This window comes from Salinivibrio kushneri, assembly GCF_027286325.1.
Classification (GTDB): Bacteria; Pseudomonadota; Gammaproteobacteria; order Enterobacterales; family Vibrionaceae; genus Salinivibrio; species Salinivibrio kushneri_A.
Genome location: NZ_CP114589.1, coordinates 529,463 through 544,285, shown reverse-complemented (window position 1 = coordinate 544,285; position 14,823 = coordinate 529,463). Strand labels below are relative to the sequence as shown.

Below are 14,823 nucleotides of genomic sequence, written 5' to 3'. Positions count from 1 at the left end.
TGAGCTGTATTTCACGGTCTATCATGGGTAATTCCCGTGTATTCCTCATCATCCTGGCTTCTACGCCCTGCCTCTATGCGAGCGAATTCGTGATCCATATCGCTCGTCGCTAATGATGCGGTTCACAAAAATAAACGGTACGTGATCAACTTCAACTAATTTGCTAATCATTTTGTGATGTACGCCCTCAAATCAATTTAGGGAGGAGATTATCCTCCTCCCCGCCTACTCCCCCTGTAATAATTGTCCACGGGAGGATGTGCCGCTTGCGCAGATACGCGACACTGCCTGACATCAAAAAGCATCGGGTGGAATGCATCCAATGTGCTTAGTCAGTAACCAAACAGCGTTCAACAAAAAAGATAACGCTCGAAAATGGCCGATATTGAATAGCACAGCCACCTATAATGCGTATTGAGCCGAATTAATGAAAAGCGATTGAGGGCGAGCGACATGGCAAGTGTCACGTTTAAAAACGTTTGTAAAGCGTATGACGACGATGTAATGATTTCAAAAAACGTTGACCTAGAGATTAAAGATGGCGAGTTTGTTGTCTTTGTCGGTCCATCTGGCTGCGGTAAATCCACCCTATTACGCTGCGTAGCGGGGCTGGAAGATATTACGTCGGGCGATCTTTATATTGATGATCAGCGCGTCAATGAGGTTGAGCCCTCGAAGCGCGGCGTCGGTATGGTATTCCAATCTTACGCGTTGTATCCCCACCTAAACCTCTACGACAATATGTCGTTTGGCTTGAAACTAGCAAAAACCAATAAAGCGGAAGTCGATAAGCGCGTTCATCAAGCGGCAGAGATCTTACAACTCGGTCACCTACTCGACAGACAACCCAAGTCGTTGTCTGGCGGACAACGTCAACGTGTCGCGATTGGCCGCACACTCGTCTCCCAACCTCGTGTATTCTTACTCGATGAGCCACTTTCCAACCTTGATGCTGGCCTACGCGTACAAATGCGCGCACAAATCACCAAACTGCAACGCCAACTTGGCTGTACCATGATTTATGTCACCCACGATCAAATTGAAGCCATGACCATGGCAGACAAAATTGTGGTGTTGGATGAGGGCCGAGTCGCACAGGTGGGCAAACCGCTCGAGCTATACCATTACCCACAAAACCGCTTTGTCGCGTCGTTTATCGGCTCACCGAAGATGAACTTCATGAGTGTCTTTATTGAAGATGTCGAGCCAAACCGTGTCAAAGTACAGCTCAGTGAAGGGGCCAGCTTCTGGGTGCCTGTCGATGGCAAAACCGTCACGCGCGGCGATCGCATGTCTCTCGGCATTCGTCCTGAGCATTTGGTGGCCGCCAAAGACGGCGACGCGCAAATTGAAGGGGAAGCAACCATTGTCGAGAAGTTGGGCAACGAAACGCAAATCTATCTCAACCTTGAAAGCGCAGACGCGGATGTGATCTATCGCCAGCTCGATACGGTTGAGATTGAGCCCGGCGAAAAGTACGCGATTGGCATTCCAGCCCATCGCTGTCATTTGTTCCACAGTGACGGTCGAGCGTGCAAGCGCCTGCATCGTGAAAATGGCGTCACCTTCGTTGATGAAGAAGACGCGGCGTAACATCACCTCGTAAAAGACAACGACTAGGCCGCATTCGCGGCCTTTTTTACGGTATCCACTCAGAGAAGAAAAGCGCTATGTACAGGGCGAGCAAAGAAAAACGCCAAGGGTTAACTTGGCGTAATCTTCACGTTGTAGCCTAAAGAGAGTAAGTGCCTTCACCCTTGCCAGCGATAAAACACAGTGGCTAATGGGGGGAGGTTCAATGTTAGCGATTGGGGCTGGTCGTGCGCCGCGCTCTTATCGGTGCTAAGCGCTGCGTAAACGGGGTACCCACTGCCCCAAAACGCCTCATCATCCGAGTTTAATACCAATTGGTAGTCACCACTCATCGGCACACCCAGCTGAAAACCATCCCGGGGGACGGGAGTGAAATTACTCACCACCAGCATCCGCGAGCCGTCATCTCCAAGCCGCTCGTGTGCAATCACACTGAGATCGGCTGCGTCTTTTAAGCGCCACTCAAATCCTGCTGGGTCGCAGTCGAGACGATGCAGCGCCGGCGTCGAGACATACAGGTGGTTCAGCGCTTTCACCCATGCTTGAATACCTTGATGGCGGTCGTATTGCAACCAATGCCATTCAAGCTGACTGTCATGGCTCCACTCCGCGGTCTGACCGATTTCCGCCCCCATAAAGTTAAGCTTTTTACCTGGCTGACCATACATATACCCAAGAAAAGCACGTAAGTTGGCAGTTTGCTGCCACTCGTCACCGGGCATTTTACCGATTAGCGAGCCTTTTCCATACACCACTTCATCATGAGACAGTGGCAATACATAGTTCTCGCTAAACGCATAGACTAATGGAAACGTCAGCGTGTCGTGGTGATAGCGTCGATACACCGACTCTTGGCGAATATAACTGAGGCTGTCATGCATCCAGCCCATATTCCACTTAAACCCAAACCCAAGCCCGCCTGCATACGTAGGGGCCGATACTCCCGGAAACGTGGTCGATTCCTCGGCAATGGTCATCGCGTTAGGAAAATAGTGATACACAGACTCGTTCATCCATTTTAATGTGGCGATGGCATCGTAATTCTCGTTTCCGCCATCCACATTAGGGATCCATTGATCCTGTTCTCGCGAGTAATCGAGATAAAGCATCGACGCGACGGCATCGACACGCAGACCATCGATATGAAATTGATCAAGCCAATACAAGGCATTGTTCACCAAAAAGCGGCGTACATGCTCTTTACTCATATCGTAGAGGTGACAGTGCCAGTCGTTGTGCCAACCGCGTCGTGGATCGGGGTCGTGATATAGCGGAGTGCCATCGAAAAAGGCTAAACCGTGGTCGTCGGTAGGGAAATGCCCGGGCACCCAATCCAGGATCACACCGATACCTGCTTGATGGCATTGGTCGACAAAATACTTAAAATCATCCGGCGAGCCATAGCGGCTGGTCGGCGCAAACAGCCCCACGGGCTGATAACCCCAGGAACCATAAAAGGGGTGCTCACTGACGGGCATTAGCTCCACATGGGTATAGCCCATTTCGACCAAATAAGGGACTAAACGGTCAGCAAGCTCACGATAGCCCACGCACTGACCCGACGCATCTCGCTGCCAAGAGCCGAGATGAAGCTCATAAAACGATAACGCTTGCGTGTGTTTTTCAGTCACGGGACGCGCCTGCCACTGGTGATCGTGCCACTGATAAGCACGCTGATCGTAGGTCAAAGACGCAAACGATGGATATTGTTCAGCATACACTCCGTAAGGGTCGGCTTTGTGAGGTAATGCCTGGCCATCCGGTCCCGTTAGGGCGTATTTATAGCGCTGCTGCATGCCAAGGTGGGCGATGAATCCCACCCAAAAACCATTTTCGATAGACGTCATGTTGGCGGCATCGGCTTGCCAATGGTTCCAATCGCCAATCACACTGACCGATTGTGCGTGCGGGGCAAACACCACAAACCGGACACCCTCGACCGGTTTGCCCGCGACAGGTAAAGTGATCGGATGTGCGCCCATATAATGGTGTGCAACGCTTGGGTTATATAAAGCAGCCATATCCATTGCAAAATGATCAGGCTGAATAGACTGGGGCAGTCTCGAAAGGGAAGAATCTGGCATCGGCGACTCCTTATATAAAAAAACGCTCCATCCTATGCGTGTTGGCTGGCACTGAGGATAGAGCGTTAGAGCATGGCATGGTGGTTACACCGTTTGGCGGCTCGCTTGCATGCGCACCCGCGATAAGTCTCTGGCAAGTTGATTGAGTTCGTCTCGCCCAAACAGTGTCTCTAAACTGACCGAGAGTTTGCGTCGCCAGTTAGGGTATTCATCTACGGTTCCTGGAATGTTTACTGGTTTATCCATTTCCAACCAGTCTTCCAATTGGACACTCAATAGCGCCGATTGGCCGGCAGCAACATGCAATTGCAGCGCGCGGCACAAGTGACCATCCATCGGCACATAGCGTGCGTCGCCACCAACACCATCTGGCAGCATGCCATGCCAGCGCACGCTGTCTAATATGCCTTGTTTGGCTTTCAGGCGATCATCAAACAACTGCTGAAGCTGGGCCTCGTCCGGATAAAGCCCTAGCTCTTGCCCGAGTTTCAAATCGTCACAGTGCCAAAAACCACGAATGGTTGGCATATCATGGGTGGAAAGTGTCGCCATCGCTTGCTCGGTGTAATGTGCCGGAGAGATAAACCCGCCATCATCCGCCGAAGTTTCAAAGAAGAATACCTTGTAAGAATGCACACCCGCGTCAGCAAGCAGATCAACGATTTCATCTGGTACCGTCCCCAAGTCCTCACCAATCACACTGCACTGATGACGGTGCGACTCAAGCGCTAAAATCGCGAGCATGTCTTTAACGGGATAGTACAAGTAGGCGCCCTCGGTGGCATTCTTTCCTTTAGGGATCCACCATAAGCGCAGCAAGCCCAGTACATGATCGATACGCAAAGCCCCGCAATGGCGCATGTTGGCCCGCAACAACTCGATGTAGGCATGGTAACCGGTATGTTGTAGCGCTTGCGGATCAAATGGCGGTAAGCCCCAGTTTTGCCCCCGAGGTCCCAACACATCCGGCGGCGCACCAATGCTAGCATCCAGTACTAACGGTGAATTATCCGACCAGGTTTCGCTACCCGCATCAGACACCCCAACAGCAAGATCACGGTACAAGCCCAACGACATCCCCTGCTCTTCAGCAATGGCCTGTACTTCTTCCATTTGACCTTCGGCAATCCACTGTAAGTACATGTACAGCTGGATATCATCGCTATGCTGCTCGATAAATGCTTGCGTCGCGGCATTTTCATAGCGACGATATTTTTCAGGGAATACGGGCCAGCCCCAAGCATGAGGGTCTTCCGCGCGTAAATATTGATGCAAGGCATCAAAGGTGGCTTGCTGTTTTAAGCTCTCTCCACCTTTTTCTATGAAGTCTAAAAACGCAAGGCCACGTCGTGTCTGCTGCTGCAGCTCACGTTGCTTAAATTCTTGAAACAACAGAGGCAGTACGGCCATCTTTAGCGCAGCGACTTCACTATAATCGACCCAATGGGTGTCGCGCACTGCTTGCAGGCGACGCTGAAACTCGGCACTGCCCACTAATTGCTGCGCACGGGCGCTCAAACAAAACTCTCGAACGTTGCTCACATCAATATACAAAAGATTAAGCCAACGACGTGATGACGGACTATAAGGGCTCGCGGCTTCTGGGTTGGCAGGGAACAACGCATGAATGGGGTTAAGGCCGACAAAATCAGCCCCCCGCGAGGCCAGCTCACTAACCAATTGTTTCAGATCACCAAAATCACCAATTCCCCAGTTATGAGGAGTGCGTAATGTGTAGAGCTGAATACTCGGGCCCCACATTTTCTTGTGTCGATCCAATTCTGGCTGCTTATAACATTGGGTCGGCGCCATGATGAGTGTCATTTGGTACGGGGCTTTGCGCCGTTTACGTATCACGGACAATCGGTGATAGCCCCATGGAAGCGTGCAAGGCAGGCTAAACACCAGCGGGCCACCGTCACTGCGCTCATCGCGAACAATTTGCGACTGTAAATACCCTTCAAAGCACTCACCCTGTTCGGTTTCCAAACGCCAACTAAAGTCGCTTTCCCGCGCGCTGGTGCCTAAATGAAGCGCAATTTCAACCGGCTCATTCTCCTGCACCACTTGCACAGGGGCGAGCACATCCGCTTTGTGTTTTTTCTCCGCCGACGCCAATAACGCCTCGTCGCTTCGTGTGTCATAGCCAAGTGACGTTAATAAGTCATGTAAGGTACTGTCCGGCACGGCCGCTTCTGAGCCCCATGCACTGATATAGCGATCAGCGAGGTTGGCCATTTGTGCGACTGTCTTCAATGCAGATTCTTTCATCGCTTTCTCCGAGGGGTCTGCCCCCTTCTTTTATTGGGCACTATTGTTGTCATTATTGTTAGGTGGCAAGGCGCATTCCTTGCCACCGATAAGGTTGTTAACCCGTTATATTGCAATTAGCGTTTTACCGCCTCTAGCTGCCAAATGTTATTAACGTAATCGCGAATTGAGCGGTCTGAGCTAAATTTGCCCACTAAAGCGGTGTTCAAAATCGCTTTGCGTGCCCACTGCGACGCGTCACGGTAGTCACGGTCAATGTCATTGTGTGCCCGCACGTAATCGGCAAAGTCAGCCAAACACAGATACGGGTCACCGCTACCCATTACGCTGTCAAACACAGGACGTAGCGCTCCTGGCTGACCAGGTGTGAACGTTTCATCCAACAGACTATCCAAGGCGGCCTTCAATAGAGGCTGGCTGTGATAGACCGCTTCAGGCTGATAGCCTTTTTTGCGCAATGCCGTGACCCCATCGACATCAAGACCAAAGATATAGATGTTGTCGTCACCCACTTCTTCACGGATTTCCACGTTTGCGCCATCCATGGTGCCGATGGTGAGTGCGCCGTTGAGTGCCATTTTCATGTTACCCGTGCCAGACGCTTCTTTACCGGCCATAGAAATCTGTTCAGACACATCGGCAGCCGGAATAATGATTTCGGCCATGCTGACACGATAATCAGGAATGAAGACGACCTTAAGCTTGTCACCGACTCGTGGATCATTATTAATGGTTTCAGCGACTTTATTGATTGCATAGATGATCGATTTTGCTAATTCATAGCCAGGGGCTGCTTTCGCGGCAAAAAAGACCACTCGCGGTGCCATATCGAAATTCGGCTCATTGATAAGGCGCTGGTACAGCGAAATCACGTGCAACAGGTTAAGGTGCTGACGCTTATACTCATGCAGACGCTTAATTTGTACATCAAAAATCGCATCGGTATTTAGAGTGATATCGAGGTGCTCTTTGACCCATCCCGCCAAACGCTGCTTGTTGCGCTTTTTGACATCCATAAATGTCTTTTGAAAAGCAGTATCATTGGCGTATTGAGCAATCTGTTCGAGTTGCTCTAATTGCGCTGGCCACTGCTCACCAATTTTTTCACTGATCAAGTTGGACAAGTCAGGGTTACAGAACTTCAACCAGCGACGCGGTGTGATGCCATTGGTCACATTTTGAATGCGGCCTGGATATAGCGCGTCAAATTCAGGGAATAAATCACGCTTAACCAACTGAGAGTGCAAGGCCGCAACGCCATTCACCGCATAAGAGCCCACCACACATAGATTCGCCATACGCACCATGCGCTCACCTTTGTCGTCAATCACAGACAACACCTGCTTTTTCACCACATCGCCGGGCCATTTCGCTTCGACCTCTTGCATGAAGCGATGGTTAATCTCAAAAATGATCTCCATATGACGCGGTAGCAAGTTCGCAATTAACGCCTCACTCCAGGTTTCTAAGGCTTCGGGCAATAAGGTGTGATTGGTGTAAGCAAAGGTACGACTGGCGATGGACCACGCATCATCCCAAGCTAGCCGATAGTCATCCAGCAACACACGCATCAGTTCAGGAATAGCGATGGTGGGGTGAGTATCGTTCAACTGAATGGTTTCGTGCTCAGGCAGCGCAGCTAAAGGGTGGCCAGCGTCTAAATGGCGACGAAGAATATCCCCCACAGATGCTGCACTGTGGAAATACTGCTGCATCAAACGTAACGTTTTACCCGCATCGTGGTTATCGTTGGGGTACAAGACTTTGGTCAGGTTGCCCGCATCAATCATAGATTGCTGGGCGTGGGTATAGTCACCCGCGTTAAAGGCATCGAGAGCAAATGGTGTCAGTGCTCGACCTTCCCATAAGCGCAGTGGATAGACAGTATTGCTTTGATAGCCCACAATCGGCAGATCCCAAGGCATAGCTTGGATCTGCATGCTTGGCACCCACTGACGATACGTGTGCCCTGAGTCCTCAATCACCTCTACATGGCCATAAAAGCCAATGGTTTGGGCCAAGTCAGGGCGCACCACTTCCCACGGGTAACCTTCTGGCTCACGCCACGCATCCGGTGCTTCTTGTTGTGCGCCATCTTTAAATGATTGACGGAAAAGACCGTATTCATAGTGCAAGCCATAGCCGACGGCTGGATACTGTTGCGCGGCAAGCGAGTCCATAAAGCAAGCCGCTAAACGCCCCAAACCACCGTTACCTAAAGATGGATCGCGCTCTTGCTCGAGCAAGTCTGTCAGGCCAAATCCAAATTCACTGACTGCATCAGCAATGGCATCGTACAAACCCATGCTAATGAGGTTATTCCCGGTTAAACGGCCAATCAAAAATTCGAGGGATAAATAGTTAACACTTTTAGCTTGTTTGATTGCTTGATCGTTTTCAGTAGCCACCAAGTCAGCCGTCGTATGCTCGGCTAATGCACGACCTAACGCGAGATACCAATCGCGTAACTGCGCGGTATCTGGTGAATGACCTAGCTGGGTTAGGTGTTGAACCATACTGATTTTAAACGCACTTTTATCAAACGCATGTTGCTGTTTTGGTGTCATGTCGTAACTCTCGATAATGGAATGAAACCTTGATGGTTATTCATCCTGCCCAACCCGAGTACGGCAAACATCCTCCTACCTCGTTCCTATCAAAGGAGGAGGCCGCAGGGCGTAGAGAGCTAGGTCACATCTCAATAGTGAGCCGCTTCTCATCAAATCCATGAACTGCCCTTGTCTGAGTGATCTAAATCACGCAATGAAACAAAAAAAGCGCCACACCCGCTGTGAAAAACACAGCTTTCCTTTTGTAATTTTTGTGCGCTAACGCAAATTAAGCACTGATAAACAGAGATGGATGTGTACACCAACCATAAAACAAGCCACAAAAAAGACATTTAAGTGATCTGTGTCACACTAAAAAGGCGTAGACGCACCATTTCAGGGCATAAAGTCAGAGATCAGGGATAGATCATAGTTTGTGGATGGTGAGTTACATACACTGCTAGCAGGACAGAGGTGCGCACCAAAGAGGACGCACCGCATTTGTAGTGAAGGACAGTGTCTTATGTGGATCCCATCAAAGCTGACTCGGCCTGGGCGACTTTATAACGCAATATTACGCCCACGTGTGCTCGATATTTTACAACAAGCCCCCCACTATAAGCTGGTGCTGTTTCGCTCTCCGGCCGGTTATGGCAAAACCACCATGGCCGCGCAATGGCTCGCGGATCAACCCAATGTCGGCTGGTTTAGCATTGATGACAGTGATAACGACAGCTTTCGCTTCATTAACTACTTACTGCAAGCCTTGCACCAAGCGACCCAAGAAGGCTGCGCCAATACGATAAAACTGGCGGAGAAACGCCAATTCTCATCACTCCGTGCGCTGTTATCTGATGTCTTTGCTGAGTTGGCTGGATTTCATGCCACCAGCTATTTAGTACTGGATGACTATCAACTGATTGATAACGAAGAAATCCATGAAGCGATGCGCTTTTTCATCAAGCACATGCCAGAAAATCTCACTTTGGTGGTGACCTCGCGCGCTAACCCACCACTGGGCACCGCGAACTTGCGCGTGCGAGACTTGATGATTGAGATAGGCAACGAGCTACTCGCGTTCGATAACGAAGAGACAACCCGCTTTTTCAACCAACGTGTTGACGATGGCGTCGATGAATCCACAGCAAATGCCTTGTGCACCTATGTGGAGGGTTGGCCATCAGCCTTGCAGCTGATCGCCATTCAAGCGCAGCACCAAAAGCGCACACTGATGCAAAGCGCCGCGTCTTACGCAGGGTTTAACCATGCCCACCTTTGGGACTATTTGGCCGAAGAAGTGTTTGATTTGCTTGACGCTGAGACCCGTCAGTTTCTCATGAAAGTCTCCGTGTTAGAAATGTTCAATGATGAATTGGTTTTCGCCTTGACCGAGCGAGAAGATGCGCTGGGTATGCTTGAGTCACTCAATCGCTATGGGTTGTTTATCTATCCGCTTGAGGGGGACAACAACTGGTTCCGATTCCACCATTTATTTGCGGAGTTTCTGGCTCACGAACGTCAAGCCAGGATCCCCCACCAGCAACAAACCTTGCACCGGCACGCAGCACTGGCTTGGTTAAAGCTGCAGTCCCCTCATCAAGCCTTGCGCCACGCACGCTACGCCAAAGACGATGCATTGTTGGCTGATATACTCAATCAACACGGCTGGCGTATGTTTAATCGAGGCGAATTGTCCACGCTAGAAGCGGCGATTGCCAAGCTCAGTGATGAGCTTTTATATCAATACCCCAATTTAAGCTTACTGCGTGCTTGGTTAGCACAAAGCCAACATAGATATCACGAAGTTGGCGAGTTATTGGCAAGTGCCGAAAAGGCGTATCAAGTCCGGCAAATTCCACTGGATATTGACTACCAAGGCAATGCCAATGCCCTACTTGCCCAAGTAGCCATTAATGCCAATGAGCCTGAGCAGGCGATGCGGCTGGCAGAAAAAGCACTCGAGCAACTCGATAGCGCCAATTACCGTGGGCGTATTGTCGCGACCTCCGTGGTTGGCGAAGTCAACCATGTGCTCGGTGAACTGGATCGCGCTTTATCCATGATGCAACAAACCGAGAAGCTCGCGCGCCAGCATCAGGTATATCACCAAGCGCTTTGGGCAATTCTACAACAAAGTGAGATATTGCTTGCGCAAGGCTATGTGCAAGCAGCCTTTGAGTTGCTCGACAGCGCCGATCAACTCATTGAAGACCAGCAGTTACATCAAGTCCCTCTCCATGAATTTGCCTTGCGCCTTCGCGCACAAATACTGTGGTGCTGGAACCGTCTGGATGAAGCCGAAGCCTGTGCCTATAAAGGGCTGCAGGTTTTGGAAAATCAACCACCGAGCAAGCATTTGCACAGCTACTCCATGCTCGCACGTGTTGCCGTTAGCCGCGGCGAGTTAGATAAAGCGGCAAAAAGCATTGAGCACATTGAGCACCTTTTGCGCGAGTCTGTTTATCACGTTGATTGGACCGCCAATGCATCATTGTCGCTGTTGCTCTATTGGCAAGCCAAAAATGAACTCACCAACATGGACGAGTGGTTACATCAAGCTGTTCGCCCCACAACCGCCTGCAACCACTTTAGTCAACTTCAGTGGCGAAATATTGCCCGCGCACACCTGCATTTGGGTCAGTATGACCAAGCACGTCAAGCAGTTGATTTTCTGCGCCGCGAGGCCAACAGAGCCAATTTGGTGACGGATAAAAACCGCAATTTGATTGTAGAAGCCGTGCTCGCCAGCAAAGAACAAGAGGCAGAGTACGCCAAAAGCCTGTTGCAAGATGCGCTGATCTTAACCAATCAAACCGGGATGATGGGTAATTTTTTGATTGAGGGCGAAGCGCTCTCCCCGCTCCTGCATGCGTTAATTGAACAACACGCCCTCGGCGCCCTCGAGCGCCACCGTGCACAGCAACTCCTCAAGGAAATTGCCAGCCATCAGCGCTCGCGCTCCACCCACTTCGATGAAGCCTTCGTCGAAAAACTGGTCAAGCACCCGAACGTGCCAGAGCTCGTGCGAACCAGCTCCTTGACCCAACGTGAATGGCAAGTGCTCGGCTTGATTTATTCTGGGTTCAGTAACGAGCAAATTGCTCATGAACTTGATGTCGCCGGCACCACCATCAAAACCCATATTCGTAATCTTTACCAAAAGCTGAATATTGCAAACCGTAAAGAAGCGGTCGTCACCGCCGAAAACCTCCTTCAACTTATGGGTAACTAGTCAGCCATGCCTACGCCCCCAGACTTTTTGTGGGGGCGTAGTGACCCGTCACTCTCAGCCTACCTTTCGTGATATTTTGCTGAATTTCATCATCTTTTTTGTAATGACACGTTGAATTTTAACCCGATCACGCATGGTAGGTGTCGCCCTTCAGTATGCTGCGCCTCAGTATTGACACTTGAGGAACGATCAATGAAGCCCACTCACTCTTTATTCCCCGTTAGCGCGCCTGTCGCCGTCGCGGCCATCATGGCTTTAAATGGTTGTAATATCGATAGAGAAACCGATTTACCGCCACGAGAGGCGGGCACCAGCGATGCCAGTGTGCTATTTGCTGACGCCGATACCCTGCTCACTCATCAAACCAACGCCACCTCGCTCACTTTGTATTACTCCGCTGATGGCAGGATGCGCTATAACCCGGACACACAACAGGTGGAAAACGCCACCGCCAGTGTCGAGTCCACCCTCGCCACGCGCGATCATTGGCAGACATCGTTCCCCCATTTGCAAGGTAACGTCAAAGGGTTCGATTTTGACTTTGTTAACGCCGATATTGCGCTGAAGCAATGGCTTAAAGGGCAGCTTCTCGCTATCGCCAAAGACGGTGATACCGTATTAACCGCAACCGATGTGCAACCGGCCCGCGCGCTCGATGCCTTGTACGCCGAACACGCCGAAAAACTTAACTATGGGGCCATCCCTGACGCTGGACACACTGAATTTCGCCTTTGGGCCCCTACCGCACAGCAAGTCTCGCTGGTGCCCTATCAATCGGCGAGCGAACAAAACGCGACAAAACAGCGCCAAACGCCCATTAAAATGGACTTCGACGCCGAGTCAGGAAGCTGGCATGTTGCCACCACGGCGCTGAATCATGGCGACTATTACCGTTATCAACTGTCGGTCTATCACCCTGTCACACACCGTGTCGAGCGTCTCGAAGTCACGGATCCTTACTCACATAGCTTGTCGACCAACTCCAGCTATTCACAGGTGGTCGATCTGAATGCGCCCGCGCTTAAACCCAGTGGTTGGGATACGCTGAGTGCGCCTCACTCGCAGCAAAATCCTGCCAACAGCGTGATTTATGAGGCGCACGTGCGTGATTTTTCCGCGCTTGATCAATCCACTCCCCAAAATCTGCGCGGCAAGTACCTTGCTTTTACCCAAAACACCACTGAGCCAGTTAAACACTTAACCGCGCTCGCGCAATCTGGGGTTACTCACTTGCACCTGCTCCCCGTGTTTGACATTGCCTCCATCAACGAAGACGTCGCGCAGCGTATCGATGTCACCGACCGCTTCTCCACGCTATGTGACAAAGTCCCCTCACTGAAAGAGACCCCAAGGCTGGCCAGTGAGTGCGACAACAATCAAACCATCCAAGCGGCCTTAACGGATTTAGCCACCCAAGACAGTGCTGACACCCCCTATGTGCAAACGGTAATGGCGGCGATGCGTCAATACGACAGCTTTAACTGGGGTTACGATCCTTTCCATTACACTGTGCCTGAAGGCAGTTATGCGACCGACCCTGAAGGCACCGCGCGAATCCTCGAGTTTCGTAAAATGATCATGGCCATCAAACAGAATATCGGCATGAATGTAGTGATGGACGTGGTCTACAACCACACCCACCAAGCAGGGTTAGGGCCCTATTCTGTGCTGGATAAAGTCGTGCCTTGGTATTATCAGCGCCTTAACCCCGTCACTGGGGATGTTGAGCAATCCACTTGCTGCTCAAACACCGCGCCTGAGCATCGCATGTTTGCCAAACTGATCGATGACTCGATTGCCACTTGGGTGAAAGACTACAAAATCGATGCCTTCCGTTGGGATTTGATGGGGCATCATCCGCTAGCACAGATCGAGCACACACTTGCCGTTGCCCGCGCCATCAACCCAGATGTGTATTTCTATGGTGAAGGTTGGAACTTCGGTGAAGTCGCCAACGATCGCCAGTTTGTCCAAGCCACCCAAGCAAATCTTGCAGGTACCGGTATTGGCTCATTCTCTGACCGACTTCGAGATGCGGTTCGCGGCGGCGGTCCATTCGATGGCGGCGAGTATCTACGCAAAAACCAAGGCTTTGGTAATGGTCAATGGGTCGCCCCCAATGATTTGCAACAGCAAAACAGCGAGGAAAGAGCCAGTGCCCTGCATAATGCCGACCTAGTTCGTTTGGGTATGGCGGGTAACTTAAAAGATTTTCAGTTACAAACTGCCAATGGTGATGTCGTGCGCGGGGACGAGGTCGATTACAACGGTCAACCGGCTGGCTACGCGCAAGATGCTTGGGAGATTCAAAACTATGTCTCCAAGCACGACAACCAAACCTTGTGGGATAACCATCAATACAAATTCCCTTACGCCATGCCGCTCGCGACACGCGTCCGCGCCCAAGCCGTGTCACTCTCCACTGCCCTGCTGGGACAAGGGGTGCCTTTTATTCACATGGGCAGCGAACTGCTTCGTTCAAAATCCATGCAGCGTGACTCGTATGACTCGGGCGATTGGTATAACCGCGTCGATTTTACCCAACAAACTACGCAGTGGGACCAAGGGCTGCCGCGTGAAGATAAAGACGGCTACAACTGGCCAACGATTGAAACCGTGATTGCCAATCACAACAGCGAGGCCAAACCAACTCCACAGGCAATCGCCAACATGGACAGCTACTTTAATGAGCTGGTGGCGCTGCGTGCGTCGTCAGGGCTGTTCCACTTAGGCCAAGGCAGCGTGATTAACCAACGTGTCAGCTTTCACAACACCGGCGCCTTACAAATCCCGGGGCTAATTGTGATGCAGATTGATAACAGTGGCAGTCTGCACGACAGCACGATTGATGCAACGCGTGACGGGATTATCGTCGCGATCAATGCCTCTGGCACGGCGGTCAATGACTTTGCCAACATCGACGCCACCGGCTATCAGCTTCATAGCTTGCAAGCTAACGCAGGCAACCACTCGATAGCATATAACCAGCAGGCCGCTCAAGTGACCGACGGCAAACTCACCATCCCCGCTTGGTCTGTCGCCGTATTCGAGAAACCTCATCAACCTTAATCGTATTGGGGGGAGTACGGCTCCC

The 14,823-nt window shown here is 51.1% G+C and carries 5 protein-coding genes and 1 pseudogene; 3 read left to right on the top strand and 3 right to left on the bottom strand.

Annotation, left to right across the window (positions count from 1 at the left end; genetic code table 11):
* Positions 1-453: 453 nt before the first annotated feature.
* Entirely contained in the window at positions 454-1,593 is a 1,140-nt protein-coding gene (gene malK, locus N8M53_RS15255) for a maltose/maltodextrin ABC transporter ATP-binding protein MalK (RefSeq protein ID WP_269580196.1), read from the top strand.
* A 158-nt stretch (positions 1,594-1,751) separates the two neighbouring features.
* Here malK and glgB read toward each other — a convergent pair.
* From glgB to N8M53_RS15240, 3 genes and pseudogenes are all read right to left on the bottom strand, one after another.
* Positions 1,752-3,605, bottom strand: a pseudogene (glgB, locus tag N8M53_RS15250) (1,4-alpha-glucan branching protein GlgB); the annotation flags it as partial.
* Positions 3,606-3,761: 156 nt separating this feature from the next.
* Positions 3,762-5,948, bottom strand: a complete 2,187-nt coding sequence (malQ, locus tag N8M53_RS15245; protein ID WP_269580195.1) for a 4-alpha-glucanotransferase — start codon at positions 5,946-5,948, stop codon at positions 3,762-3,764.
* Between the two features lie 116 nt (positions 5,949-6,064).
* Positions 6,065-8,515 carry a glycogen/starch/alpha-glucan phosphorylase gene (locus tag N8M53_RS15240; protein ID WP_269580194.1) on the bottom strand — a complete coding sequence of 817 codons (2,451 nt, stop codon included), beginning with the start codon at positions 8,513-8,515 and terminating at the stop codon, positions 6,065-6,067.
* A 505-nt stretch (positions 8,516-9,020) separates the two neighbouring features.
* On the opposite strand from N8M53_RS15240, the gene malT reads away from it, so the two are divergent.
* Entirely contained in the window at positions 9,021-11,729 is a 2,709-nt protein-coding gene (malT, locus tag N8M53_RS15235; RefSeq protein ID WP_269580193.1) for an HTH-type transcriptional regulator MalT, read from the top strand.
* Positions 11,730-11,921: 192 nt separating this feature from the next.
* The gene (gene pulA / locus N8M53_RS15230; RefSeq protein ID WP_269580192.1) at positions 11,922-14,798 is read left to right on the top strand and encodes a pullulanase-type alpha-1,6-glucosidase; all 2,877 of its coding nucleotides are present in this window, start codon (positions 11,922-11,924) and stop codon (positions 14,796-14,798) included.
* Positions 14,799-14,823: the final 25 nt, after the last annotated feature.